We start from the raw sequence: 25,626 nt of genomic DNA, 5'->3' as shown, positions 1-25,626 counted from the left end.
AGAATACCAGCTTTTTTCTTCATGATTAATTTGTCACTTTAAACAAACGAATACTCTCTTCATATGCAGCTTGTAATTTTTTCGTAATTGGTCCTCTTTCACCAGCTCCAAACTGTTCATCACCAATCTGAATGACTGGGAATATTTCAAGTGGCGTCGCTGTAAAGAAGCACTCATCAGCTTCATATACTTCTTGTAACGAAAACTCTCGTTCTTCTACTTCGATATGTAACTCTTTCGCTAATGTAATCACGTAGTGACGTGTAATACCATGTAAAATGAAATGATCCGCTGGATGTGTAATTAACTTATTATTTTTCACAATAAAGAAATTGGAATGACACCCTTCAGTCACAATGCCATCCCGTACTAATATTGCTTCTTGATATCCTTGTTCATTTATTTTGTTTTTGATCATAATATTAGGAAGTAAATTTAAAGATTTTATATGGCAAAACTTCCACCTGATGTCCTCTTCTACTGTTACCTTAATCCCTGCCTCCATTGAAGCAACTGGTCTTGGGAACGAAACAAGATTTGCAAAATATGTCGGTTGTAAATCTGATTCATATACATGATTGCGCGGTTGTGCACCTCTTGATATTTGTAAATATACATTCCCATCTTCTTGAAATTGATTTTTTTCAATCATTTGATATAACTCTTCTACTAATTCTTCCTTCGTAAATGGTGGAATTAGTTTTATTTCTGCCATAGAGTTAAAGAATCGTTCTAAATGTAAATCTAATAAATGAGGCTTGCCATCGTATAGTCTAAATACTTCATAAATACCATCACCAAATTGGAAACCGCGCTCTTCTAATGCGACCATCGGCTGGTCTTCCTTCGTATTAATCATTCTCCCATTAAACAAGATCCAATCTTTATGAGTAGCTTTCATTCTTCCCCACTCCTTTATCACATGATTGATTTTATTGTACAACTTATGTCACCCCGAAAGAAGGAATTTTCTGTATTTTCACAAACAAAAAATACATCACTTCGTAAAAGTGATGTATTTTATCATTTATTTAAGGAAATATTTTTCAATATCATCTAACATAAGGTTCGCAGCTTTAATACCGCCTGCTGTATTCCAGATTACCTCATCTGCTTGGAATACTTTATTATTTTTAGAAGCCTGTAGTTGCTTAAAGAGTGGATCTTCTGTCCATTCCTTTGCTAACGAATTTCCTTCATTATTCTTATCTGCATCTTTATCAGACGTGAAATAGAATAAGTAGTCTCCGTCCATATTTGGAATTTGCTCTTTTGTAATTCCTTTTATCGCAAAATCATCTTTATCTTGTAATGGTGGTCGTTTAAACCCAATATCATTTAACACAACTCCCGAGAATGAGTTTTTTTGATAAATACGAACATCACCTGGCACGAAACGAATAATAGAAACTTTAGAATTCAATTTATCGCCTAACTTCTCTTTCATTCCTTCAATACGTTTTTTATAATCATCAAGAGCTTTTTGCCCTTCTTTTTCTTTATTTACAGCTTTTGTATAAAGCGTAAAGTTTTCTTTCCAATCACCGCGTAATGTTTCTGCATAAACAGTTGGTGCGATTTCTTTTAGCTGATCATATATTTTTTCGTGACGCATTTTATTTCCGATAATTAAATCTGGCTTAAGCTTCATTACAGCCTCTAAATTAATATCACGTTCAGTTCCTACAACTTCCGTATTTTTTAACTCTTTCGCTACATGAGGATACCATTCATCACCAGCACGTGGTTTTGTAGTCCCCACTGGAGTTACGCCCACAGCTAGAAGAGCCTCTGCACCTTCATTCGTTAAAACAACAACTTTTTTAGGTGTACCATTTACTGTCGTTTCGCCCATTGCATGCTTTACCGTATATGAATCTTTTGCTTTCGCTGATATATCATTTTCCTTTTTCTCTTCTTTACTACATCCTGCAATTACAACCATCAGTATCATAATGCAGAACATAATTAGTTTTTTAGTATGTATCATATGTCCTCCCTAGATGAAATCGATTATCATTAACAATTAAAGATTAATGTATCCTACATACATTGTCAATGTATATCAGAAAACTTTTTTAATATATACTATTTAGATTCTATCCGCTTTTCTAATGTTTCTTTTTAAAACATAGGGCATAAGTATGAAAATAAATGTTGTTATTAAAATGCGTATCTTTGTTATACATAACAAAGATACGCATCCATATTGCATTATCATTTTAATTGCTAATATTGAGTATACTTAATATACGATGGATCATTATATACCCACTGATTTCCACCAAGGTTTAACCAACCATTTTCATTTATATATACTAAATAAGATTCTGGAGAATTTAATTGGCGGATAACTGCAGATGTAGTTGATGGACCACTTCTTAAATTTACATTCATCCCTTGTATATATGCAACCCCAATCGGACTTCCATCACTATTACTTGTCTTTACAAAATTAATGTAAGAAGGATCATTATACACCCATTGTCCATTCCCCAAATCTAACCATCCGTTACTTTCCTGATATACAACGTAAGATTCTGGAGAATTTAATTGACGAATAACTGAGGAAGAAGTTAATGGACCATTTCTTAAATTTACATTTTTCCCAAGGATATAAGCGATTCCCTTCGTTTGAGGTGTCGGTTGTGGGTTAGGAGGTTGTGGATTTGGAGCTACTCCAAAAATAGCCGCTATTCCATTCGCATACGCTTGACTTAGATCTTCAATAAATTGTGGATTTTTTAATAAATTTGCATCAAACGTTGTATCAATAAAGGCAGTCTCAGTTAAAATTGCATCCATTGCGGTTTCTCTTAATACCGCATAATTTTCTTTTTTTGCTCCTCGATCACGAAGACCGTATTTTGTTAATACAGGATTTACTGCTGTATGCATCTTTTGTTGCTTTGCATATGCAGTGCTGCTGTTGGATAACGCATTATAAATATAGCTTTCAAAACCTGTACCCCCGCCGCTATTAATATGAAATGAAATAAAATAATCCGCACCAAAAGCATTGGCAATATTAGCACGTTCCGATAAAGAAATAAACACATCACTATCACGTGTCATTTTAATTGTAATTGGGTAATTTACCGTTAAAATGTCTCGAACGCGTCTAGCAATTTGAAGTGTTAAGTTTTTTTCTACTAAACCATTACCAACAGCACCAGAATCATATCCACCGTGCCCTGCGTCTATAACAAGTTTCATTTTATTGCCCCGCCCCTTTCTTGTAATATGTTTGCATTGCTACTCGTCCTATTTTATGTGAAATGTACAAGTTCTGTTACAATTACAAATAAAAAAAACGCCTTATGTAAGGCGTTTTCTATCATCTTGCTTTAACCAATTTAAAATAAATATATACGATTGATAGTGAACATAACGTATGCAAAATAAAATAAATAAAAGTGTTATTCCAGCACCACTATAAAGTAAACCGAACTTTAAAAAAACATTCACAAGTGGTGGAAAGTTCATTAGATTTTGTAATGTACTAAGCATACAAAACATAATGAAAAAGACAGGGACGTATTGTAATTCATACGGCTTTTTTTTCTTACTCATTCTTTTCCGAATGAGTATATGACATAATTCTGCTACTATAAAGCACCCTCCAATTAAGACAAGACCAGAAGTCATCGTCATACATCCACCTGCCTTATATTTATTTTATCGCATAAGTAATCATCGTTATATTTTCTTTACATACTCTTCATCTTCTGAAGTAAAACCAAAACTCTCTATGAAAGACTTCGCCTTTTCTGTTAATTCCTCTTGTAGCACTTTTATTTCTTTCACATTTCTTTGTTTCATCATTTCTTCAAATGTAAAATACGTATTTGCACCATAACCGTAACCTTGGTAATCAAAATGAATAATTAGCTGTGATAAAACAGCTCGTTCCTCTTGAACACTATAATCTATTACACCAATATATGTATCATCAACTTTCACACAGTACTGTACCTTTTTCTCACCTAAACTATGCGATTTAAACATTTCTTTAACAACGCTTTCATTTTCTACAGTAACTTTCTCAAACGTAATCATATGTCGTCCATCCTTTTACTATTATTGTATCAATAATATTTCCTATTTATGAAAAAAACCTTAAGACCGTATGCGATCTTAAGGTTTTTCTAATTAAACTAAGCTATACGCACGTTTTGTTTCTTCATGGAACTTATTCGTATCGTATTTATGCTCAACATAAATTTGGTGCCATACCATAAACGCAAGGACAGTCCAAATTTTACGGCTATAATCGCCTTTATCTGCACAATGTGCTTCCAGTAAGTTTAATACATACTGTTTGTCGATTAAATGCTCTGTTTTACTCTCGTTTATAATATTGATAGCCCAATCATGCATTTCGTCTTTTAACCAGTGACGAATTGGTACTGGGAATCCAAGTTTTTTACGATCTAATACGTGATCTGGAACGATTCCGCGTGCTGCTTCACGTAAAATAGCTTTCGTAGTTCCGTTAGCAATCTTAAATTCAGTTGGAATTTTAGATGCAACATCGAATACTTCTTTATCTAAGAACGGTACACGAAGTTCTAATGAGTTTGCCATTGTCATTTTATCAGCTTTTAATAAAATGTCACCACGTAACCATGTGAACATGTCAATGTACTGCATTTTGCTTACATCATCATAATCTTTAATCTCGTTATACAATGGTTTCGTGATATCCATATAGTTAACACTTTCATTGTAATACTTCATTAATTCAACTTTCTCTTCTTCACGGAAGATTTTCGCGTTTCCATAGTAACGCTCTTCAATTGGCGTACATCCACGCTCTAGGAAGCTCTTACCTTTAAATCCTTCTTTAAGAGCACCACTTAATGCTTTTAGAACGCTCTTACCTGGGCTAGGAATGTAAGAGAACATTTTTAGTGAGTTTGGCTCACGATAAATGTTATAACCACCAAATAGCTCGTCTGCACCTTCACCTGAAAGAACAACTGTTACATGCTTACGTGCTTCTTTTGCAACGAAGTACAATGGTACAGCTGCTGGATCTGCTAAAGGATCATCCATATGCCAAATGATTTTTGGGAACTCATCCATAAACTCTTTCGCTGAAATGAATACGTTATGGTTTTTAACGCCTAATTTCTCAGCAGTTTCTTTGGCAACATCAACTTCACTGAAACCACGTTGTTCAAAACCAATAGAGAATGTTAAAAGATTTGGATTCATTTCTCTTGCGATAGAAGCAATAATAGATGAATCGATACCACCAGATAAGAATGAACCTACTGGTACATCACTGCGCATATGCACTTTTACTGAATCGTATAATACATCACGAATTGCTTGGATATGCTCCTCTTTCGTTGCGCTTGAAGCATTGAAATAAGGTTTCCAGTAGCGATGGATCTCCATCTCTTTACCGATTTCTTTTACGAAATAATGACCAGGCTCAATTTTATTAACATCAATTGTTAATGTTTCTGGCTCTGGACCATATTGGTACGTAAAGTAATGTTGTAGTGACGTTGGATTAACTCCTTTATCTTCCATCACATGCATAATACTTTTCTTCTCAGATGCGAAGAATGTAGTATCACCTTGTTGTGCGACGTATAAAGGTTTAATACCGAAGTGGTCACGTGCACCGAAAAGTTTCTTCTCTTCACGATCCCAAATCATAAATGCAAACATACCACGAAGATAGTCTACACATTTTTCTTTCATATGTGCATACAATGCAATGATAACTTCTGTATCAGATTGTGTTGCAAACGTTGCACCTTTTTCAAGTAACATTTCACGTAATTCTACATAGTTGTAAATTTCACCATTAAAAATAATTACATATCGATCATTTTCATAAGTTAGCGGCTGATGTCCTGCCTCTAAGTCAATGATACTTAAACGGCGGAAGCCAAATTGTACATGTTCATCACGAAAATATCCTTCGTCATCTGGACCACGGTGGAAAATCATCGTGTTCATATTTTCAAATTGATGTTTTTCTGTTTCTGAAAACTCTCTAGGGTTTTCACATAAACATCCTACAAAACCACACATACTTCTTACCCTCTTTCGGTTTTCATTCTGTTTCTATACTACTATATCAACCCTATTTATACTAGCATAATCAACTGAATATGGCGACCAAAAACTATAAAAAAATCACTCCATTTCACATTTTTAACAATTTTTTATGAAAACATGAAAACTAGGCACTCACCTTTCTCCGCTTTTGTCATATGATATTGCAAATTGATTTCTAGGAGGGAATACCATGAGTGAAGAAAAAAAAGATTCTTCTCGCCCACCGGTTCGTAATTACTTAAAGCAAATTGATGATTTCTTCGAGCAAACACCTCTTCGCAATGTAATCGCTGATTTAAATCATTTTTTCCAAAAAGGAAACCGTTTATTAACATTCCCTGTAGATTTATATGAAGTTGGTGAAGAACTCGTTGTTACAGCTGAACTACCAGGTATACAAAAAGAGCAAATTCAAATTGAAATACAAAGTGAATACTTAAAAGTCTCTGTAAAAGAAGAGATACTCGAAGAAGAAGAAGAAACATCCCATAACTATTATCGCCGGGAACGTTCCATTTCAGAAGCATCAAGATTGATTAAGTTGCCGTATTCAATTAATAAAAAAGCAGCAAAAGCTTCTTATCAAAACGGCGTATTAGAAATTCGGGCGCCGAAACTTCCCCAACAACATGACATTTTATCCATAGACTAATGCAAAAAAATAAGGGTGCATAGCACCCTTATTTTTAATCCACTAATCGCTTCATATCACGTATAATGTCTTCATATGGCGTATTACTAATTCCACTATACTTTTTCATTACTTTTCCGTTTTGATCAATTAAATAAAATGATGTACCATGCATGACCTGACCATTCTCCGGCTTATCTACAAGTGATTGGAAATTATCTTTTGAAAACTTCGTAATATCTTCTAACGAATATCCCGTTAATAAATTCCAGTTACTAGTATCCTCTGTAAACTTTTGAATAAAAGCTTTCAGATTTTCCGGCTTATCAAGGTCTGGATCTACACTAAATGAAACAAACTGAACGTCTATCTTCTCTTCTTTTGCCATCTTTTGCAGCTTGGCCATATTTGCAGTCATTGGTGGACAAACTGTTTGACAATTTGTGAACATAAAATCTGCAACCCAAACTTTCCCTTTTAAATCTTTTGTACCAAATTGCTTTCCATCTTGATTTGTAAATTGGAAAGTTTCTAAATCCCAATTTAATGGTTTACGAAGCTTTGAACCTGATTCACTACATCCAGCAAGTACAAAGAGACAAAATACAACCATAAGACCAATTATTTTTTGATAACGCTTCATTTATAAACCTCTTTTCTCTATCCTAAATTTAAATAGGTTATGTTTATAATAACAAAAGTTAACACTACGAGAAAATTGTTTACTACATTTGTTCACGAAATCGTACGAATTTACGTATGTTACTTCTTTATTTCAAGCGAATTACTAGACAAAATATATTTTTTTACTATTATTTCTATAAATAGAATTGATAAAACTAATTTTATTGTTACTTTTGTAAATACCTCTCCCTATTTTTTAACAATTCCTTAAACATTAATCCATGTTTTACACTGTATTCCTTAACAACATTTCGGTACAATACAAATACAACGATTGTAAATGAGGTGATGTTCATGGCAAAGCGCTATGAAAATATGGATAATGTTAGTACAAAAAAATCAATTCGCTCTTTTTTACGCTGGCGTAAAGAACGAAAGCAAAACAAAAAAGATTTTTCTTTCTTAGTAGAACAATCACCCGTTAAACAAAGTGCATTTTTGCAAAGTAATGTAAAAAAAACGACTGTCACATGGATTGGGCATTCTACTTTTCTTATCCAAACGAATGGACTTAATATATTAACAGATCCAGTATGGGCCAATAAATTAAAGCTAGTTACAAGACTTACAGAACCTGGACTCTCTATAGAAGCACTGCCTAAAATTGATATTGTCCTTATTTCACATGGTCATTATGATCATTTAGATTTTTCAACTCTTCGTCAGTTGAATGATGATGTTCTATATCTTGTACCTATCGGATTAAAAAAATTATTTACTCGTAAGAAATTTAAACATGTAGAAGAGTATAAATGGTGGGAAAGTACGATAATTAACGAAGTTTCTTTTCACTTCGTACCTGCTCAGCACTGGACGAGAAGATTCTTATTTGATATGAATACGTCTCACTGGGGCGGATGGATTATTGATAATGAAACGACTATGGAAACCATATATTTTTGTGGCGACAGCGGCTATTTCCAAGGTTTCAAAGAAATCGGTGAACGCTTTTTAATTGATATTGCTCTTATGCCCATTGGCGCTTATGAACCAGAATGGTTTATGAAAGTATCTCATGTTTCACCTGAAGAAGCTGTGCAAGCTTATTTAGATTTAAACGCTACGCATTTTATACCGATGCATTACGGAGCTTTTGCACTCGCCGATGAAACACCTCGTGAAGCAATAACTAGACTTCGAAATAATTGGAATTTGCGCATGTTACCATGGGAACAACTGCATGTACTCTTTTTAGGCCAAACTTTTATTTATAGTAACGCAACAAATGATAAGCAAGTAAATGAAAAAATTGAAACTTTACATGTGTAACGTAACGACTGATTTTCTATATCCAACATATAATATAGAAAATCCTATAATGAAATTTTAATCAGTGGGAGTTTCTTTATCCCCACTGATTATTAACCTTCACCAATCGGGCTTTTACGGACAGCCCGCCACCTAACCTCTTTGCTCCAGCTAAATTTTGAGGTGGGAGTTTTACTGTCCGCAAATAGCAGGATAAAGGGTGTTATCTATGAATGAATATTTACAGACTCGCTATATCATTAGCGGTAGTGCCTGTATAGCTCTTCTTATTTCTTACTTTCTATTTACATAAAAAAGCTACTTGAAATATATTTTCAAGTAGCTTTTTTATTACTCTGCTAAATACATAAATCCGATTGCACCTGGACCTGTATGAGTACTAATTATAGGCGTTGTATAGAAAATTTCTGATTGAGCAAACCCACTCACTTTTTCAACCGCCGCTTTCATACTTTCAGCTAAAGGAATTGCTTTCGCATGCGGAATTGCAACAGCCTTTACAACTTTTCCAGCTGTATCTTGCTCAAATAACTTAGCTAATGTTTTTACAATTTGGCCTTGGCTACGAACTTTCGTTACAGGATTATAAACACCATCTTCAAGACTAGCAATTGGCTTTATATTAAGCAGCGAACCGATAAACGCCTTTCCTTTACCGATACGTCCACCCTTCACTAAGTTTTCTAATGTATCTACTACTACATATAAACGAGTATTCTTTCTTACTTCATCTACACGTTTTAAAATTTCTTCTAGTGAGCGTCCTTCATTTGCCATTTTTGCAGCTTCAATCACTTGATATGCTAAAGCATGTGTAATAAATTGAGAATCAACAACTGTTACTTTTGTATCAGTCATTGATGCAGCACTATTTGCAGTTGCTACAGTACCACTCATTCCACTTGTCATATGAATGGAAAGTACTTCACTTCCATCTTCACCTAACTTGTCGTACATTTCTACAAATGTACCCATTGCAGGTTGTGATGTTTTTGGTAGTTCCTCTGATTTAATCATTTCTTCAATAAATTCATCTGGTTGTAGATCAACGCGATCTAAATATGTTTGTCCATTTACAGAGATTGATAATGGTAGAACATGAATGTCATACTTCTCGATTACCTCTTGTGATAAATCTGCCGTTGAATCTGTTACAATTTTAATTTTTTGCATATTATATTCTTCCCTTTCCAATACGCTCTCCTTGTTATTATACTAGTATTCCCACTGCTTTCAACAATTTGGAACGAAATTTCATCAAATTAATTATATTTTTATATCTAAAATGAAAAAGACAGAGCTCCTAACCCTGTCTCTACTCTATATCATGCATTTTTTTCAAGAGTATTTGTTTTATATACATTTAAATAATCATTCCACTTCAAACAATTTTGTAAATATTCACGGAAAGAATATGAAAATCTTGGATGTTTTTGTTTTTGAATTTTTGCAATAAATAATTGAAGACGAGACTGAATTAGAAACGATAATGGATGCTGTGCCTGTAGGACAGGGATTTCGAATATTTTAATACAATCCCCTGTTGAATGAGTGAAATAAAAACTTTTCGTAATCACAATATCAATCCTCTTTTTCATTGGATTTTTGAACTTCCTCTACTTTGCGCTGTAAGACGTTGTTTAAAGTGGAGTAAAATCAGACTTATATGATTTCTGTAGTCCTTATGGCTAGAAGATTTATACTCTATTCATCTCCACCTAATCCATCTTCCCGTCCTAAATATCCCTGAGACGGGAACCTCATTACCCATCAATTGTTTAATACATTTAGTATAAGCTTATAAAAGCGCAAAGTTTGTCTAAATTTTGGAGATTCTATAATTTTTTTCTTCTATATATTGTATACGTTTATAGCTATAGTATAACAAATAAATAAAAAAGTGCCTTTATAACGAGGCACTTTTCGACTGCATTTCTTCTCTTTTCTTTTTCCTCTTACTTACAACCTTTGATAAAGCAATACTTACTTCATAAATACAAATAAGCGGCACCGCAACTAAACTATGAGATAAAAAGTCAGGCGGTGATATACAAGATGCAATGATAATCAATGCTACGTAAGCGTACCTTCTTATTTTTATTAAAAATTCCGCCGTAAGTATTCCAATACTAGTTAAAAACATTACAACAACTGGCAATTCAAAAATCACCGCAAATGGAACTGTTAAATTAAGTACAAAATGAAAATACTTTTCTGTCGTAAACATCGTATTAAACATTTCATTACCTATCGTAGTTAAAAAGTGAAATAGAAACGGCATTACAATAAAGTATCCAAAACATAAACCTGCGATAAATAATATAGACAATACCGGTATATACATTATTGTCATCTTTTGTTCATTTGGATGTAAACCCGGTTTTACAAATAACCAAATTTGTATAGCAGCAAAAGGAATTGTACAAACGATAGCAAATACTGTAGCAATCGAGAAAAAAATCCACAATACATCACTTGGACCGAGAACAGTTAATTTCATTGGTAAATCTTTTACAAGCCAAAAATAAATATCCTTTGTAAAAGTAAATCCAATAATTAAAAATAGTACAAAGGATAACACTGTATATATTACTCTTTTTCGAAGTTCAACAATATGTTCTACTACGCTCATTTCCCGATCTTCCATCTCGTTCACCACACTTTATTTATCCATTACAAGGAAAATACATTACAGTTTTTCTTTCTTTTCCTTTTCTTGAAATGCGTCATCTGTCAATTCTTTCGTTGATTTTTTAAACTCTTTTAACGTTTCCCCTAAAGCCTTCCCGATTTCCGGCAATTTTTTAGGTCCAAATAAAATGAGTACTGCTACTAAAATTAAAATTAACCCTGGAAAGCCAATATTTGAAAACATTTCCCCATCCCCTTTATTAGTAGTTTCCTTGTCCTACTATTACATAATTTTATTTTGTCAAAAAAGTTTGAAAACGTCAACAAATCCATTGCCTTTTGTCAAAAAAATTCAAAAATATAATCAATTATACAAATTTCATTTTCTATTGCTCTTGTGTATGATATGGTAAGGGAAATGACATATTATTTTATGATAGTAGAAAGGATTTGCATTATGACTGAAAAAATGACACGAATGACCCAATTTGTAAAAGAAGAAATTGCAAATGCAATTACACATGGTATCGGTGCCATTTTAAGCATCCCTGCCTTAATCATATTGATTATTCATGCTTCTAAGCACGGTACCGCATCAGCTGTAGTCGCATTTACTGTTTATGGTGTAAGCATGTTCTTACTGTACTTGTTTTCAACATTGCTACATAGCATTCATCATCCTAAAGTAGAAAAAATATTTACTATTTTAGATCATTCAGCCATTTACTTATTGATTGCTGGCACGTATACTCCTTTTCTACTTATTACACTTCGTGGCCCATTAGGATGGACGTTGCTTGCTATAATTTGGACACTTGCAATCGGAGGTATCGTCTTCAAAATCTTCTTTGTACGTCGCTTTATAAAGGCATCAACTTTATGTTACATCATTATGGGCTGGCTCATAATCGTTGCCATTAAACCACTTTATGAAAATCTAACTGGACATGGTTTTTCACTACTTTTAGCAGGTGGAATTTTATATTCTGTCGGAGCTATATTCTTCCTTTGGGAAAAGCTACCTTTCAACCATGCCATATGGCACCTGTTCGTTTTAGGTGGTAGTACGATGATGTTCTTCTGTGTACTCTTTTACGTCTTACCTACAGCATAATAAAAAAGGTTTCAGCTTACTATAAGCTGAAACCTTTTTTATTACTTATGTAATTGTGATGCGATAACTTCCTGTGTATGCTTCGTTAATTCTTTAATATCCATATTCGCATACTCTTCAGGTGTAATCGGCTTAGAAATTGTTACTGTTGCATGAGCTGACTTCATACGATTTCCATTCGCTTCAAACATCTTATATGTACCATCTAACGTTACAGGTAAAATTGCTACACCTGATTTTACTGCAAGATGGAAACTACCAGCCTTAAACTCTCCAACTTCGCCACCTTTACTTCTCGTTCCTTCTGGGAAAATTACGATAGAATGTCCATTCTTTAATAGTTCGATTCCATCTTTAATTGCTTTAAGAGATTGACGACGATCGCTACGATCCATAAATACACAATTCATAAGTTCCATCCAAGTTGGTACAACTGGGAACTTTTTAATCTCTGCCTTTGACACGAATCCAATTGGTTTATTTAAGTAACCTAGTAAAACAGGGATATCCATATTACTTTGGTGATTACTTACAACTAGTACCGGCTTGTCTTTCGGAACATTTTCAAGCCCTTTCACTTCTACTGTCCCTCCAGCTACACGTACCATTTTCTTACCAAACCAATTTGTCGTTTTATACACAGCATTATCTTTTTCTTTTGGCGCCATCGTATTTACTTGTCTTTTAAGACGCCACATTCTCGGTGTAATCGCAATTACAATTAAAATTAAATAAAAGATTTTAAAAAACGTTTGAATCATACAGAACCCCCACCTATTATCATTCCGACCTTCATTATACTAGACAAACGAAGGAAAAAGAAGAAAAAAAGTCCAAACAGCAAGTGTTTGGACTTTTTAAGCATTCTATATTAGAAACGTTTTGCTAATTCACGAGCATTAGCAATTGCCGCTTCTTTAATTTCTTGTGCTTTTTCAGGGTTTGCATTCATACCCTCAACTGCAATATAATCAGTATCATTTACACCGACAAATCCTAATACAGTTTTTAAATGATTGCGTCCGAAGTCTACAGCTGCGTATGCTCCTTCAGAATATACGCCACCTGTTGCTTGAATGTGAAGTGCTTTTTTACCTTCTAATAAGCCGACTGGACCATTTTCAGTATATTTGAATGTTTTACCTGCGATTGCTACGTTATCTAAGTATGCTTTTACTACTGGTGGATAGCTAAAGTTCCACATTGGAGTTACGAATACATAACGATCTGCATGCATAAATGTTTCTAAGTTTGTGTTCATTGCTGCTACTTTTTGTTGTTGAGCTTCCGTTAAAGTTTCAAAGCCTTCACCTGCTGCAAATTTACCCCAAGCGGCAAATACATCTGCATCGATTGCTGGTACAGTAGTATTGAATAGATCAATTGTTACAACTTCGTCTTGTGGATGCTCGTTTTTATAAGCCTCGATGAAAGCTTCCCCTACTGCCATTCCGAAAGAACCTTCTGCTGAATTTGGATTTGCTGTAATAAATAGTACTTTTGTCATTGTATTCTCTCCCTTTTTTCTCTTTATCTTCAATTCAAGATTTGTTTTTTAAAAGTTAATAACTTACCTTATGTAAGTATAATACAAAAAGTTTTATTCAATGTCAATAAAAAATAGCTACTTTTTTTTCGTAAGTTAATGATTTATTTTGTTTCTCTAAAATTTAGTATACAGATATTAAGACTTCTCATACAAAAAGGCTACCTCTATAAATTATAGAGATAGCCTTTTATTACATATTATTTTTGAAAAACATGTTTTACTTTTTCAGCTGGAATGTTACTTCCACCTCTACCTTTTACATCTTCAATCATCATTGTAATGACCATATCTGGCGAATTCAAATCAAATGCAGCGAACCAGCCTAGTTCTTTTCCTTCGGCTTCTTTAGATACTTTTAATTCCGCTGTACCTGTTTTTCCAGCAAGAGTCATTCCATCAATCTTAGCAATTTTCCCTGTACCATCCGGATCATTAATTACTTTCGTCATAGCAGTTTTTAATATATCCTGATTTCCTTTAGAAATTACATTTTCTTTCCAAGCTTTTGGTTGTTTATCTGTTTTAATAATATACGGTGATGGAATCGTTCCATCATTTACAATTGGCGCATACGTTAAAGCTAAATGAAGAGGAGTCATTAATACTTGTCCTTGTCCATATCCTGTATCTGCCATTTGAATATCATTTTTAATGCCGTCATTTGCAATTTTAGAAGCAGGGAATCCATATTCAATTGGTAGTTTCTCATCGAATCCGAATTTTTTCGCTTCACTCATAAACTTGTCTTTTCCGATTTTCAAAGCTTCTTGTGCGAAGTAAATATTATCCGAGTATTTCATCGCCTTATCAAAATCAATCGGATTTGCATCTTTCACACGCGTTACATAATAATTACCCCAAGAAGAATCTTTTGTCCATTTTAATCCTTCAATTTTCAACTCTTCTTTTGGATCGATTGTTTTCGTTTCAAGACCAATTGCAGCTGTAATTGGTTTAAATACAGAACCCGGTACCGATAATTGTGTAAAGCGATTCGTCATCGGTTTTTTCGGATCATTATTCCAAGCTTCGCGTTGCGCTTTCGATGTTCCTCGTGCAATTAAATTAGGATCATATGCTGGACTACTTACTAGTGCAATTGTTTCTCCACTTTTCGGATTGATTGCTGCACTTGAACCAGCTTCGCCCTTCATTTCATTATACGTTTTTTCTTGAACAGCACTATCAATAGTTAAAGTTACATTTTCTCCATCAACAGCATCTGTTTTTGCCAAGTTTTTAATTTCTTTTCCTTGCGCATCTTCTACAAAGACACGGCCACCTTTTTTACCGCGTAGCTTTTCCTCTAATACTTGCTCTAAACCAGCTTTACCAACTGGGTCATCAGCTTGATAGCCTTTCTTTTGTAGCGTTTTTAAATCTTCAGCATTTACCTTTCCAATATAACCAGTCAGATGAGCTGCCGCTTCCCCTAACGGATATGTACGAACATTTACAGGTTTTGTTGAAACACCTGGTAAATCAATGTACGTATTTTGCGTTGCCCCTTCAGGCAAAATTCCAATTGGTACGAGATACCCTGGTTTTACCCATTTAGCAGCTAATTTTTGATCAATTTCTTCTACAGACATATTTAATAACTTCGCTACTGTTTCTTTCGTTTGCGGAGCAGTATCGCCTAACTTTTCAGGAATCAATCCGATTTCAGAAGCTTTCCCATTCGTTGCAAGACCTTTTCCATTACGATCGTATATTTCACCACGTTTTGGCTGTGTTGTCTGCATACGCACTTTACTATCTTTCGTCATGCCAAGGAAAATAAAATCAGGAGTCCAATCTATTTTCCAAGATTCTTTATCTCCATCTTTTTCTTTCACCATTTTTGCTTCATGGCCAAAAGTAATTTTACCACCAACTGTATCCATGCTTACTTTAAAAGGAACAGGGCCTTCATCTTTTTTATCTTCTTTTATTTCCCCTGTTTCTACCTTTAAGTCTTTCACTTCGATACCAGAATAAATTTTTTCATATTTCTCAGTAAACTCTTTCTTTGAAATATCTTTTTTTGCATTTTTTGATAGTTGATCATACATATCTGCAAATTTTTGTTTATTCCACGCTTTTACATATGTATCAAACGCTTCTTGTGGTTTTTCTTCTTTACCACATCCAACTAACATGAATGTTAAGCAAAGAAAAAGAATCCCCCATATCTTTCTCAATCGATTCTCCTCCTCTTTCTATATTAGTACTTTTGAAAATTTTAGCATTTTTACATGCTACCTATCATTATAGCACTATCGAATCTCATCTATAAACTTATATTGGTGAATATAAATAAAAAGATTGATGCGAATTCTCACATCAATCTTCTTTATTATTGTTGTTTCTCATATACGTGGTAATAATACGTATACGGGTTTTTTTCATCTGTTAAACCTTTTTCTACAAAAATCTCTTTCCAATTTGTCATATCCATTTCTGGGAAGAATGTATCTCCTTCAAATGCATAATGAATTTTTGTTATATACAACTTGTCTACGTATGGTAAAAAGAGATCGTAAATTTGCGCTCCGCCAAAAATAAAAATCTCTTCTTCATTTTTACATAGTTCGAATACTTCTTCTACAGAATGAACAACTTCACATCCTTCAACGTGATATCCTTCATTACGAGTTACAATAATATTACGTCTTCCAGGCAGCGGTCTACCAATCGCTTCATAGTTCTTTCTTCCCATAATAAGCGGGTGACCCATCGTTGTTTTCTTCACGTATTGTAATTCACTCGGTAAACGCCAAGGTAAATTATTATCTTTACCAATTACTCTATTTTCGTCCATTGCGACCATAAATGAAACAATCATTTTTTCATCTCCTCTACAATTATACTGCAACCGGTGCTTTAATTGCTGGATGCGGATCGTATCCTTCAATCGTTAAATCTTCCATTTCAAAATCGAAAACAGATTTCACATCTGGATTTAATGTAAGTTTCGGGAACGGACGTGGTTCACGTGCCAATTGCTTTTCTACTTGTTCAAAATGATTTGTATAAATGTGTGCATCACCAATTGTATGAACAAATTCCCCTACTTCAAGACCACATTCGTGTGCAATTAAATGTGTTAGTAGTGAATAACTTGCGATGTTAAATGGTATTCCAAGGAATATGTCACCACTTCTTTGATATAGCTGACAAGAAAGCTTTCCGTCCGCTACATAAAACTGGAATAATGTATGACAAGGGGGTAATGCCATACTTGGTACGTCTTCAGGATTCCAAGCAGAAACGATTAAACGACGTGAGTCTGGTGTTTTTTTAATCATTTCAATTACATCTTTTAATTGATCAAGTGTCTCACCAGCTGTCGTTTTCCAAGCTCGCCACTGTTTACCGTAAACGTCTCCTAAATAACCATATTTATTTGAGAAATCATCATCTTCTAAAACGTTCTTTTTAAACAATTCCATCTGCTCATCGTACTGTACTTTAAATTCTTCATCTTGTTGTGAGCGAAGACCAAAATCCGTCATGTCAGGACCAGTATACTCATCACTTTCTACCCAGCTCTTAAACGCCCATTCATTCCAAATATTATTATTATGCTGCAATAAATAGCGAATATTTGTATCACCTTTCATAAACCAAAGTAGTTCACTTGCTACAAGGCGAAATGGTACTCTTTTTGTCGTTAATAAAGGAAATCCTTTACTCAAATCAAAACGCATTTGATATCCAAATACAGATACCGTTCCTGTCCCTGTACGATCTTCTTTCTTCGTACCATGTTCCATTACATGGCGGCATAAATTTAAGTATTCATTTTCAGCATGTTTCATATGTAGGAAAACCTTCTTTCAATCGTATATGCAATTTATCATAACATGAAAAATGGTAAATTTAATAATCCTAATTAATAAAATTTCTTCCGCTAATTCTTACAAAATTATTAACTTTCCAAATTTAAAAAGGTTTTCATTTTCTATTACCGAAAGTATAGTGCGGTAGAACAAAATTTATATTTGGAGGTTAGAAGTATGTCTAAAATTGAAACGCCTGTTATGACTTCTTTACAAACAGCGGTTGAAAAAATGATGAAGGATTTAAATGTTCCTGGTGCTGCTGTCGCTGTTATAAAAGACGGTGAAGTTATTATTTCAGAAGGTTTCGGCTATCGTAATATAGAAACAAAAGAGGCTGTTACACCGAATACTCGATTCGCAATCGGTTCCTCAACGAAAGCATTTGGCACACTTTCATTAAGCTTGTTAGCACAGCAAAAAAAGTTTAATTGGGATACCCCTATCCAGTCTTATATACCTAACTTTACTTTATCTGAACTACTTGCTAGCTCACAAGTTACAGGACTGGATTTAGCTTCTCATCGAACTGGAGTGAGTCGTCATGAGGCTCTTTGGTATAGTTCTTCCTTATCTCGAAAAGATCTCGTTGAAAAAATAAAACATTTACCACTTGATGCACCGTTCCGGACTGCATTTCTATATAACAACTTAATGTATGCAACAATTAGCTACATTGTTGAAAACATTACAAATCAAACGTGGGAGCAATACACTACAGAACATATTTTAGAACCTTTAAATATGAGACATACAAACTTCTCTGTTAACGATTCACAAACTACAGATGATTATGCTTTACCTTACATTGAAAATGACGGTGAAATAAAAGCAGTTCCATTCCGTAACATCGATACAGTTGGCGCTGCTGGGTGTATTAATTCCACAATTGAAGATATGGCAAATTGGGTACTTCTCCACTTAAATGAAGGAAAATTTGGAGATCATGAATTAATCTCCTCTGAATTATTACAACAAATGTATACACCACACAATTCAATTCCAGACCAACCGGTTTTATCACTCCCTGAATCTCCATTAAATAGTTACGGTCTTGGTTGGTTTATTAGCGCTTATCGTGGTAAAAAAGTGATTCATCATGGCGGTAATATCGATGGATTTTCAGCGCTTGTTTCATTTATACCAACAGAAAACATAGGCCTTGTCATTTTAACGAATGCTGGAGGAACATTACTTCCTACTTATCTCGCTAATCAAATTTATGACGAACTACTTGAATTAGAATCCATTGATTGGCATAAACGTGCTGTAGAAGATACTAAAAAAATGAAGGAAATGATGAAAGAAGCAACTGAATCCCTCCCTGAACAAATTAAAGGGACTACACCTTCGCACAAGTTAGAGGATTATACTGGTACTTTTGAACATCCTGCATACGGAACATTACAAGTATACAAACGAGATGATTCGTTATATGTACAATTTATGGAAATGGATATTCAATTAGGGCATCATCATTACGACATCTTCTCTACAAAAGTTGACTTATTCCAAATGAAAATGAGCTTATTATTCGCTTATGAAATGAATGTAAGTGGTGAATTCCCATCCCTTCAGTTACATGTACCTGCTATGTTAAGTACACAGCCGCTTACATTTAAGAAAATTAAATAATTATTTTGATGGTAAAAAATAAAGGTAGGTGCAAATCACACCTACCTTTTCTATTTCATATCAATCTTATCTGGTTGAAACCAACTTGGTTTTGATAACTCAAAGTTTTTATGATCTTCCAATACAATAGTAAGACGCTCTAACGTATCATCCAACATATGTGGTGCTGCTCTTAATGTCCAGACAACTGATGAGAAAACTGTCATGCCAACGTACACCGCATATAATTTCCAGAACTCCTCTGGTATTCTCCTATTAAAGTATCCTTCTATTTGTCCGATTGAATACGGAATACTAATGTCCCTTGCAAATAGTGCAATTTTCACGAAATCATGCAGTGGATCGCCCCAGTCATAACCATTAAAATCAACTACACCTACATATTTCCCATCCCGTACAATTATATTTTCTAAATGAAAATCATCGTGTTGAAATCGATTTGGGCGATCCTTTACATACATTTCATTTTCATCTATAAACTTAATAATCTTATCATCATTTTTTATTTTTATTCCGCATGTTTTGTATGCTTCTAAATATTTACTATGTTTTTTCATTGCTCTTTCATGCCATGGAAGTATATCATTAGGAGCTTCATATGTATGCATTTTTGCTAAATCTTTTCCTGCCTCTATGCCAATATCATATTGTTCTTTTGGTGAATACGTAGGCAATAGCTTCTTCGCATCTTCCCCTTCTAAATATGAAAAAATACTATAGCATACACCTTCTTCTTCCAATATACCTATTTCAATTGGCCTTTGTGCCTGTATGTTACGTTTTACCATTTCATTTAAAATTTGAAACTCTATTTTCTTTCTTTCATACTCTTTTATATCTCCTGTCCGAAATAAATATTTTTCATTATTTGCATTCGTAATTACATATTTCTTATCTGGAGAGAAACCTTTAGAAATTTCTTCAATATTCGCTGCATCTTTTACAATTTGTATATTGTTTTGCCGTGCTGTAATTATCTTCATATCTATTCCCCTCACATTTCTGCATTTGGTGTATAGGCTACTTCTACAATAAATCCATTCGAATCGTAAAAATCAATCGTATAGTACCTTTTTGAATAATGATTCATTTCAATTGGACCACGTATTACCTTCACTTTCGTACTAGAAAGAAAATCTGCTACTTCATCAACTACTTCTCTATGAATAGCTTGATAACAAATATGTCTAGGACCTAACGTCCTTACGATTTCCTCATCTACTTCTTTAAAGTATATTTCACTTTCTCCCGTGCTATATGCTACTTCATTTAACTTTCTCCATCCAATTATCGGAAACAACTTATCATAATAAGAAATGGATTCCTCTAAATTTGCTACTCAAAATTCAATATGATGAATACACTCCTTGTACTACTTGCACAATTTCCATCGGCTTATGAACCATATAATCGGGTGCGTCTTTTTTCACTGTTTCAATAACATCATATCCCCAAGATACCCAAATTACATTCACCCCAGCCTTTTTACAAGCTGCTACATCTCGCTGTTCATCACCAATGTATAACATATCTTGCTCTGTTATCTTTTTCGATTTTAAAAATCTTTTTATCATTTTATCTTTACCAAACAAATTTTTAGAACAATACACTTCTTGAATATTTTCGATACCATTATTGTGCAAAAACGCCCGAATATGCTCTTCTGAGTTAGATGATATGACCGCAATACCGTATCCTGTTTTATGTAGTTCATCTAATACATCCTTCATCCCATGAAATAAAACAAGATTTTTTATAGCAGGCTGATACAATTTATAAAATTCCAAAGCTAATATCGGTAATTTATACAGTGGTACATCGAGTTGTTTACATCTCTCTGTCATCGTTAATTTACGTAAATGTTCAATTTCGTCTTCCTTTACTGCTTTATATCCATGTTTTTCAGCAAGTTGATTATAAATCGGTACAAATATATTTTGTGAATCTACTAATGTGCCATCAAAGTCAAAAACAATATATTTTTGCATCTCCATACTCCTTTTGCTTCTTTTTTCTAAACCTATGTTATTCAACAACATAGTTGTCTGTCCCTTCTATAAAAATAAAAAAGAACAAGATTTTCTCTTGTTCTTTTTAAGACAACCATTTCGGCGGTACATTCGTATTCCAATAAATATTTCCTAACTCATGATGTCCAGAGTATCCATCATCAAAACGGTGATAATGGAAATTAAAATAATAACCATCTTGCGGCGGATGATCTCTTCTTACATGGAAACGCAATAAATCATTTCCTGATTTCGTATCGTAGACGTGAAAAATCTTTTCATTATTTCCACCAGCTGGTTTTTGAGAAATCGCTAATGATTGTAGTGAATCTTCTGGTACATCACTAGCAAGCTCAGCAATTGCCTCTTCAATTTTCGGTAATATTACATCTTTAAACTCATCTTCAATTACTGGACCAATTTTAGTACCAAACTTTTGCATCGACTGCTTTTCTGCTTCTTGCATTGCATAAGTAATAAAAGTATCGGTGGTTAACCTGTCATTCGTTTCTTCATATGTATAGGACGTGCTCTCCAAACTTTGTTGCCCAGCTGTGCTCGTAGGCTTGTCCGCAGCTTTGGCATTATCAAGTAATATGGAAGGAGGCGTCACTAAACCAAATGTAAATACGGTAATTAATGCGACTAAGGTTTTTCTAAACCAATTTGGCATTTATGTTCCCTCCCCTTTCACTCATTATTTTTTTATATAACGGTGGTTTCTTCTATTATACAAAATGATTGTAATTTTTGCACTTTACAATTTTGTTAACGTTCACATATTTTTCACTTGAATATGAAATTGTAAGGTTTCATACAATAAAAATACAACAATAATAAGGAGGCGATTAGATGACTTTAGATGTCATGTATTCCGCCGCAAGCATACTCGTTTTAGTATATTTTATTTATCAAAGTGTTACAGACTAGAAAAAGAGCCGTCAATGGCTCTTTTTTAATGGTAAAAATACAATCCATACAATTAATAAAATAAAAATAATGCCACCAATCACAGCTGGCAATAAATAAAACTGGGCAAGTATAACTATTCCATACAAAAGTATTGCTGGTAGTAGTAAATAACGATTTGCCTTCCATCTTAACAAAAGTAAGTTCCCTTCATCACAATATAAATGAAGAAACATCTTATTCGTAAATTCATTCCAATAATCACGTGCATAGCGAGAAATTGCAACTACAGCAAATACGAGAACAATAGCTGCAATCCACCTAGGAGTCATAATTATACTTGCAGTACTGATACATACAATTTGAATATAAAATATTCGTGCAGTACTTGTACGGAAAAATTCTTTCAAAAAAGATTCGACAATACGAGAATCAGCTTTTTTTCCTAATAGTCTTTTAGAGTACGGAAACATCCACGGTTTTTTATTCGAACTACTCGGTTTAGCCGCATGACCACCAACTTGCATAATTCCGCTCGTCCAGCGCATGCTTTCCTCCTTTTCTTTCTCAATTTCTTTAAAAAAGAACTTTTTATAATTCATTTTCGCTTTTACTAATACACTACTTAAGAAAATTACTAAACCGATAAATAGAATTGAATAAAATGGATTTTTATAAATAAAAAATAAACTAATTCCAAAAAAGGACACGCTCATAGAAAATACTACATTTTTTACAATCCATAAAACCCATCGTTTCTCCGCATGTACATGAATAAATCTCGTTAACAACGACATCATAAATCGAAATATAGTAAAGAATACCCAAAATAATAGGACTTGTATCTCTGTTACTCCGATACTTTTCATCAACACCGGTAACATAATAACGACTAATATTATATTCGTTATCGCTATTCGAACAAATGTGTACATCATGCCATACTGGACTAATTTTTGCATATGTGTTGCATACGAAATTAAAAATAAACTATCCGCTTGCTCAAAAAATGAACGAACTCCTCTCGGATATGTTACTAGATAAAATGCGAGTAATCCTAATCCGAAATAAATCGTCTCTTCCGTTGATAATTCATTTATCCATAGTGACCTATAATAGATTCCCATAAATATAAGTGCTGGTATAATAATATATAATGCGACTGTCCAATCTGTTACCGAACGTATAGACTTCCACTTCCGCTGAAGCTCATGGCGTAATCTTTTATAAAATTGTTGTTTAATCATGTTGTTCACGCCTTACGATTACATCAAAGCAGTCTAGTAATGAGCTACCCGGCATTTCCGCTAACATTTGAATAGATTCTAAATGTCCATCTGCGACTAATGTACCTTGTGAAATGAGTAAAAATCTTTCACAAATTTTTTCAGCAGTATCCAATACGTGCGTACAAAGTAAAATTCCTGCTCCGCGCTCTTTTTCTTTATATAAATAACTTAAAAACTCTTTCGTAGCTACTGGATCTAAACCGATAAAGGGTTCATCAATGATATAAAAATCTGGCTCAGTTAAAAACGCCAATATTAGCATCGATTTTTGTTTCATACCTTTTGAAAACTTTGATAAATACTCATGTTTATGCTTATCCATTCGAAAAGTATGTAATAATTGTTCCGCTCGTTCTTCCCAGCTTCCCATTTCACTTCCACGAGCAGCCATTAATAATTCAATATGTTCCCAGAGCGTCAAGTAATCATAGTATGTTGGATGTTCTGGCACGTATGCATACGGATTTTTCTTTTCACCGAATGATATTTCACCGTCCATATTTACAAGTAATCCGAGCATCGTTTTTATCGTCGTACTCTTCCCAGCACCATTTGCTCCAATAAGAGCAACTAGTTCACCTTTTTCGATAGAAAAAGCTATATTATGAATTGTTTCTTCGCCTATTTCATATCCAGCTGAGCGGATATTTACTTCTAACATGTATTTCCCCTCTTTCCATTTCCAATACAATCAAGGAAAAGAATAACATATAACTATCTATATATCATTATAAAATATTTATTTTCATAGCAGGAAAAAACATTTTTTAACAGAATATTAAATGTTTGATTACATTTTATTGGAGTGGATAATATGTCTTTTCAAATTCGTGAAGCAACGATAGATGATATAGACGCACTTTGTTCTTTAACGAAAGAATTAAAAGGTTCCTCTATTTCCTATGAAGATATGAACAATCGATTACAATTCGTACAAATGAGTCCGTTTGATTTTTTATATGTTTACGAAGAAGAAGAAGGAGCTATATTTGGATTACTTGGATTTCGTATACGTGAAAATTTAGAAGATGTAACACGTTATGGAGAGATTTCAATTATTAGCGTCGATTCTAACATACGACGGAAAGGCATTGGACAAGTGTTGATGGATTATGCAGAGCAATTAGCAAAGAAACATAATTGCATTGGCACATGGCTAGTTAGTGGAACAAAAAGAGTAGAAGCTCATCCTTTTTACAAAAAATTAGGGTATGAAGTAAATGGCTACCGATTTGTAAAACATTTTTAAACTACTTATAATTGAAGGGACTATAACTATGACAAACATTAAAGCAATTTTCATTGATCGTGACGGTACAATTGGTGGTGACACTACAATACATTATCCGGGATCTTTTACATTATTTCCATTCACAAAAACATCCTTGCAAAAACTAAAAGCTAAAAATATAAAAATTTTCTCTTTCACAAATCAACCTGGTATCGCAGATGGAATAGCAACTGTAGCCGATTTTGTACAAGAATTAGAAGGCTTCGGTTTTGATGATATTTATGTATGTCCTCATAAACACGGTGATGGTTGTGAATGCCGTAAACCAAGTACAGGCATGCTGCTTAAAGCAGCAAAAAAACATGGGCTTGATTTAACACAATGTGCTGTAGTTGGTGATCGCTGGACTGATATTGTTGCAGGAGCAAAAGTAAATGCAACAACGATTCTAGTCCGAACAGGCGCTGGGTATGATGCTTTGCATACGTACCGAGACAAATGGGCACATATTGAACCAAACTACATTGCAGATAACTTTGAAGATGCAACAAACTGGGTTTTAAATCAACTATAATACAAATGAAGATTTTGATTCACTCAAAATAATTTAAAACATAGTTAAAATAGCCTTTTTGGAAAATAATTGTCTTCCATAAAACGGATCACCTCAAAAGGTAGCAAGTTCCCTTTTGATACGCAAACATTGCAATTCAAATTTTATTTTTTATTAGTAACAGCAATTAACGTAAAGAAGGAATAGCTTAGTGGCT

27 protein-coding genes and 1 pseudogene are annotated in these 25,626 nt (G+C 33.8%); 6 read left to right on the top strand and 22 right to left on the bottom strand.

The genetic code is table 11. The features are described from left to right. Positions 1 to 25: 25 nt before the first annotated feature. The 6 genes from dat to asnB form a co-directional block, all read right to left on the bottom strand. On the bottom strand, positions 26 to 901 hold the full coding sequence (dat, locus tag MHH27_RS11270) for a D-amino-acid transaminase (RefSeq protein WP_340942561.1): 876 nt from the start codon (positions 899 to 901) through the stop codon (positions 26 to 28). Positions 902 to 1,027: 126 nt separating this feature from the next. Beyond that, positions 1,028 to 1,990 (bottom strand): ABC transporter substrate-binding protein, encoded by a 963-nt coding sequence (locus MHH27_RS11265; protein ID WP_340942560.1) that lies wholly within the window; start codon positions 1,988 to 1,990, stop codon positions 1,028 to 1,030. Positions 1,991 to 2,229: 239 nt separating this feature from the next. Beyond that, entirely contained in the window at positions 2,230 to 3,216 is a 987-nt protein-coding gene (locus tag MHH27_RS11260) for an N-acetylmuramoyl-L-alanine amidase (protein ID WP_340942557.1), read from the bottom strand. 102 nt (positions 3,217 to 3,318) lie between these two features. Further along, positions 3,319 to 3,648 (bottom strand): hypothetical protein, encoded by a 330-nt coding sequence (locus MHH27_RS11255; RefSeq protein ID WP_000200465.1) that lies wholly within the window; start codon positions 3,646 to 3,648, stop codon positions 3,319 to 3,321. Between the two features lie 51 nt (positions 3,649 to 3,699). Then, on the bottom strand, positions 3,700 to 4,059 hold the full coding sequence (locus MHH27_RS11250; RefSeq protein ID WP_000627519.1) for a GNAT family N-acetyltransferase: 360 nt from the start codon (positions 4,057 to 4,059) through the stop codon (positions 3,700 to 3,702). A gap of 93 nt (positions 4,060 to 4,152) precedes the next feature. Further along, a complete protein-coding gene (gene asnB, locus MHH27_RS11245) occupies positions 4,153 to 6,054 on the bottom strand; it encodes an asparagine synthase (glutamine-hydrolyzing) (RefSeq protein WP_000333826.1) in 1,902 nt (633 codons plus the stop codon). A gap of 217 nt (positions 6,055 to 6,271) precedes the next feature. Here asnB and MHH27_RS11240 point away from each other — a divergent pair, with 217 nt between their 5' ends. After that, positions 6,272 to 6,733 carry an Hsp20/alpha crystallin family protein gene (locus MHH27_RS11240; protein WP_001288086.1) on the top strand — a complete coding sequence of 154 codons (462 nt, stop codon included), beginning with the start codon at positions 6,272 to 6,274 and terminating at the stop codon, positions 6,731 to 6,733. Between the two features lie 34 nt (positions 6,734 to 6,767). Here the strand turns inward: MHH27_RS11240 and MHH27_RS11235 are convergent, their stop codons facing one another. Continuing rightward, positions 6,768 to 7,355: an SCO family protein gene (locus tag MHH27_RS11235; protein WP_000833332.1), complete on the bottom strand. Its 588-nt coding sequence runs from the start codon at positions 7,353 to 7,355 to the stop codon at positions 6,768 to 6,770. Between the two features lie 335 nt (positions 7,356 to 7,690). Between MHH27_RS11235 and MHH27_RS11230 the strand changes: the two genes are divergently transcribed. Further along, positions 7,691 to 8,665 carry an MBL fold metallo-hydrolase gene (locus MHH27_RS11230; RefSeq protein WP_001129640.1) on the top strand — a complete coding sequence of 325 codons (975 nt, stop codon included), beginning with the start codon at positions 7,691 to 7,693 and terminating at the stop codon, positions 8,663 to 8,665. 330 nt (positions 8,666 to 8,995) lie between these two features. Here the strand turns inward: MHH27_RS11230 and MHH27_RS11225 are convergent, their stop codons facing one another. The 4 genes from MHH27_RS11225 to MHH27_RS11210 all read right to left on the bottom strand — a co-directional run bounded on the left by MHH27_RS11225 (position 8,996) and on the right by MHH27_RS11210 (position 11,540). After that, positions 8,996 to 9,838: a DegV family protein gene (locus MHH27_RS11225; RefSeq protein WP_029948540.1), complete on the bottom strand. Its 843-nt coding sequence runs from the start codon at positions 9,836 to 9,838 to the stop codon at positions 8,996 to 8,998. A gap of 152 nt (positions 9,839 to 9,990) precedes the next feature. Further along, entirely contained in the window at positions 9,991 to 10,242 is a 252-nt protein-coding gene (locus tag MHH27_RS11220; RefSeq protein ID WP_000629012.1) for a DUF2535 family protein, read from the bottom strand. Between the two features lie 329 nt (positions 10,243 to 10,571). Continuing rightward, positions 10,572 to 11,312, bottom strand: coding sequence for a twin-arginine translocase subunit TatC (gene tatC / locus MHH27_RS11215; RefSeq protein ID WP_000390119.1), 741 nt, complete (start codon positions 11,310 to 11,312; stop codon positions 10,572 to 10,574). A 42-nt stretch (positions 11,313 to 11,354) separates the two neighbouring features. Beyond that, positions 11,355 to 11,540: a twin-arginine translocase TatA/TatE family subunit gene (locus tag MHH27_RS11210; RefSeq protein ID WP_000492442.1), complete on the bottom strand. Its 186-nt coding sequence runs from the start codon at positions 11,538 to 11,540 to the stop codon at positions 11,355 to 11,357. Between the two features lie 213 nt (positions 11,541 to 11,753). Here MHH27_RS11210 and trhA point away from each other — a divergent pair, with 213 nt between their 5' ends. Beyond that, entirely contained in the window at positions 11,754 to 12,410 is a 657-nt protein-coding gene (trhA, locus tag MHH27_RS11205; RefSeq protein ID WP_000136890.1) for a PAQR family membrane homeostasis protein TrhA, read from the top strand. A 41-nt stretch (positions 12,411 to 12,451) separates the two neighbouring features. On the opposite strand, the gene MHH27_RS11200 is transcribed toward trhA, so the two are convergent. The 5 genes from MHH27_RS11200 to MHH27_RS11180 all read right to left on the bottom strand — a co-directional run bounded on the left by MHH27_RS11200 (position 12,452) and on the right by MHH27_RS11180 (position 17,762). Next, positions 12,452 to 13,171, bottom strand: coding sequence for a lysophospholipid acyltransferase family protein (locus MHH27_RS11200; protein WP_000616582.1), 720 nt, complete (start codon positions 13,169 to 13,171; stop codon positions 12,452 to 12,454). A 110-nt stretch (positions 13,172 to 13,281) separates the two neighbouring features. Further along, on the bottom strand, positions 13,282 to 13,917 hold the full coding sequence (locus MHH27_RS11195; RefSeq protein ID WP_000170028.1) for an FMN-dependent NADH-azoreductase: 636 nt from the start codon (positions 13,915 to 13,917) through the stop codon (positions 13,282 to 13,284). Between the two features lie 239 nt (positions 13,918 to 14,156). Further along, positions 14,157 to 16,142: a penicillin-binding protein 3 gene (pbpC, locus tag MHH27_RS11190; protein WP_340942549.1), complete on the bottom strand. Its 1,986-nt coding sequence runs from the start codon at positions 16,140 to 16,142 to the stop codon at positions 14,157 to 14,159. A gap of 155 nt (positions 16,143 to 16,297) precedes the next feature. Next, positions 16,298 to 16,786: a dihydrofolate reductase gene (locus tag MHH27_RS11185; RefSeq protein WP_000637207.1), complete on the bottom strand. Its 489-nt coding sequence runs from the start codon at positions 16,784 to 16,786 to the stop codon at positions 16,298 to 16,300. A gap of 19 nt (positions 16,787 to 16,805) precedes the next feature. Next, positions 16,806 to 17,762, bottom strand: coding sequence for a thymidylate synthase (locus MHH27_RS11180; RefSeq protein ID WP_000679600.1), 957 nt, complete (start codon positions 17,760 to 17,762; stop codon positions 16,806 to 16,808). A gap of 198 nt (positions 17,763 to 17,960) precedes the next feature. On the opposite strand from MHH27_RS11180, the gene MHH27_RS11175 reads away from it, so the two are divergent. Further along, a complete protein-coding gene (locus MHH27_RS11175) occupies positions 17,961 to 19,418 on the top strand; it encodes a serine hydrolase (protein WP_000034316.1) in 1,458 nt (485 codons plus the stop codon). Positions 19,419 to 19,468: 50 nt separating this feature from the next. Here MHH27_RS11175 and MHH27_RS11170 read toward each other — a convergent pair whose 3' ends face one another. The 6 genes and pseudogenes from MHH27_RS11170 to MHH27_RS11145 all read right to left on the bottom strand — a co-directional run bounded on the left by MHH27_RS11170 (position 19,469) and on the right by MHH27_RS11145 (position 24,286). Next, on the bottom strand, positions 19,469 to 20,401 hold the full coding sequence (locus MHH27_RS11170) for an aminoglycoside phosphotransferase family protein (RefSeq protein WP_340942545.1): 933 nt from the start codon (positions 20,399 to 20,401) through the stop codon (positions 19,469 to 19,471). Positions 20,402 to 20,412: 11 nt separating this feature from the next. After that, positions 20,413 to 20,778: pseudogene (locus tag MHH27_RS11165) on the bottom strand (VOC family protein). Beyond that, entirely contained in the window at positions 20,765 to 21,406 is a 642-nt protein-coding gene (locus MHH27_RS11160) for an HAD family hydrolase (protein WP_001174995.1), read from the bottom strand. Before MHH27_RS11160 ends, MHH27_RS11165 begins: the two are co-directional and overlap by 14 nt. A 106-nt stretch (positions 21,407 to 21,512) precedes the next feature. Continuing rightward, positions 21,513 to 22,100: a YpjP family protein gene (locus tag MHH27_RS11155; protein WP_001134421.1), complete on the bottom strand. Its 588-nt coding sequence runs from the start codon at positions 22,098 to 22,100 to the stop codon at positions 21,513 to 21,515. A 268-nt stretch (positions 22,101 to 22,368) separates the two neighbouring features. Beyond that, positions 22,369 to 23,583, bottom strand: coding sequence for an ABC transporter permease (locus MHH27_RS11150; protein ID WP_000595455.1), 1,215 nt, complete (start codon positions 23,581 to 23,583; stop codon positions 22,369 to 22,371). Next, positions 23,576 to 24,286 carry an ABC transporter ATP-binding protein gene (locus tag MHH27_RS11145; RefSeq protein ID WP_053564612.1) on the bottom strand — a complete coding sequence of 237 codons (711 nt, stop codon included), beginning with the start codon at positions 24,284 to 24,286 and terminating at the stop codon, positions 23,576 to 23,578. The genes MHH27_RS11150 and MHH27_RS11145 overlap by 8 nt, the downstream gene beginning before the upstream one ends. Positions 24,287 to 24,439: 153 nt before the next feature. Here MHH27_RS11145 and MHH27_RS11140 point away from each other — a divergent pair, with 153 nt between their 5' ends. Continuing rightward, entirely contained in the window at positions 24,440 to 24,874 is a 435-nt protein-coding gene (locus MHH27_RS11140; RefSeq protein WP_340942540.1) for a GNAT family N-acetyltransferase, read from the top strand. A 28-nt stretch (positions 24,875 to 24,902) separates the two neighbouring features. Then, positions 24,903 to 25,430 carry an HAD-IIIA family hydrolase gene (locus tag MHH27_RS11135; protein ID WP_000181782.1) on the top strand — a complete coding sequence of 176 codons (528 nt, stop codon included), beginning with the start codon at positions 24,903 to 24,905 and terminating at the stop codon, positions 25,428 to 25,430. Positions 25,431 to 25,626 lie beyond the last annotated feature (196 nt).

It is taken from the genome of Bacillus sp. FSL L8-0152 (genome assembly GCF_038006365.1).
GTDB classification, from domain to species: Bacteria; Bacillota; Bacilli; order Bacillales; family Bacillaceae_G; genus Bacillus_A; species Bacillus_A cereus.
Note: the sequence above shows the minus strand (reverse complement) of the source record. Positions and strands in the feature narration are given on the sequence as shown.

Coding starts and splice junctions, on each gene's coding strand:
- MHH27_RS11260 (WP_340942557.1), bottom strand. CDS start 3,216: ATGAAACTTGTTATAGACGCAGGGCACGGTGGATATGATTCTGGTGCT.
- MHH27_RS11255 (WP_000200465.1), bottom strand. CDS start 3,648: ATGACTTCTGGTCTTGTCTTAATTGGAGGGTGCTTTATAGTAGCAGAA.
- MHH27_RS11155 (WP_001134421.1), bottom strand. CDS start 22,100: ATGCCAAATTGGTTTAGAAAAACCTTAGTCGCATTAATTACCGTATTT.
- tatC (WP_000390119.1), bottom strand. CDS start 11,312: ATGGAAGATCGGGAAATGAGCGTAGTAGAACATATTGTTGAACTTCGA.
- MHH27_RS11230 (WP_001129640.1), top strand. CDS start 7,691: ATGGCAAAGCGCTATGAAAATATGGATAATGTTAGTACAAAAAAATCA.
- MHH27_RS11175 (WP_000034316.1), top strand. CDS start 17,961: ATGTCTAAAATTGAAACGCCTGTTATGACTTCTTTACAAACAGCGGTT.
- dat (WP_340942561.1), bottom strand. CDS start 901: ATGAAAGCTACTCATAAAGATTGGATCTTGTTTAATGGGAGAATGATT.
- MHH27_RS11195 (WP_000170028.1), bottom strand. CDS start 13,917: ATGACAAAAGTACTATTTATTACAGCAAATCCAAATTCAGCAGAAGGT.
- MHH27_RS11145 (WP_053564612.1), bottom strand. CDS start 24,286: ATGTTAGAAGTAAATATCCGCTCAGCTGGATATGAAATAGGCGAAGAA.
- MHH27_RS11180 (WP_000679600.1), bottom strand. CDS start 17,762: ATGAAACATGCTGAAAATGAATACTTAAATTTATGCCGCCATGTAATG.
- MHH27_RS11150 (WP_000595455.1), bottom strand. CDS start 23,583: ATGATTAAACAACAATTTTATAAAAGATTACGCCATGAGCTTCAGCGG.
- MHH27_RS11200 (WP_000616582.1), bottom strand. CDS start 13,171: ATGATTCAAACGTTTTTTAAAATCTTTTATTTAATTTTAATTGTAATT.
- asnB (WP_000333826.1), bottom strand. CDS start 6,054: ATGTGTGGTTTTGTAGGATGTTTATGTGAAAACCCTAGAGAGTTTTCA.
- MHH27_RS11160 (WP_001174995.1), bottom strand. CDS start 21,406: ATGCAAAAATATATTGTTTTTGACTTTGATGGCACATTAGTAGATTCA.
- MHH27_RS11250 (WP_000627519.1), bottom strand. CDS start 4,059: ATGATTACGTTTGAGAAAGTTACTGTAGAAAATGAAAGCGTTGTTAAA.
- MHH27_RS11135 (WP_000181782.1), top strand. CDS start 24,903: ATGACAAACATTAAAGCAATTTTCATTGATCGTGACGGTACAATTGGT.
- MHH27_RS11170 (WP_340942545.1), bottom strand. CDS start 20,401: ATGAAGATAATTACAGCACGGCAAAACAATATACAAATTGTAAAAGAT.
- trhA (WP_000136890.1), top strand. CDS start 11,754: ATGACTGAAAAAATGACACGAATGACCCAATTTGTAAAAGAAGAAATT.
- MHH27_RS11240 (WP_001288086.1), top strand. CDS start 6,272: ATGAGTGAAGAAAAAAAAGATTCTTCTCGCCCACCGGTTCGTAATTAC.
- MHH27_RS11140 (WP_340942540.1), top strand. CDS start 24,440: ATGTCTTTTCAAATTCGTGAAGCAACGATAGATGATATAGACGCACTT.
- MHH27_RS11225 (WP_029948540.1), bottom strand. CDS start 9,838: ATGCAAAAAATTAAAATTGTAACAGATTCAACGGCAGATTTATCACAA.
- MHH27_RS11185 (WP_000637207.1), bottom strand. CDS start 16,786: ATGATTGTTTCATTTATGGTCGCAATGGACGAAAATAGAGTAATTGGT.
- MHH27_RS11210 (WP_000492442.1), bottom strand. CDS start 11,540: ATGTTTTCAAATATTGGCTTTCCAGGGTTAATTTTAATTTTAGTAGCA.
- MHH27_RS11265 (WP_340942560.1), bottom strand. CDS start 1,990: ATGATACATACTAAAAAACTAATTATGTTCTGCATTATGATACTGATG.
- MHH27_RS11235 (WP_000833332.1), bottom strand. CDS start 7,355: ATGAAGCGTTATCAAAAAATAATTGGTCTTATGGTTGTATTTTGTCTC.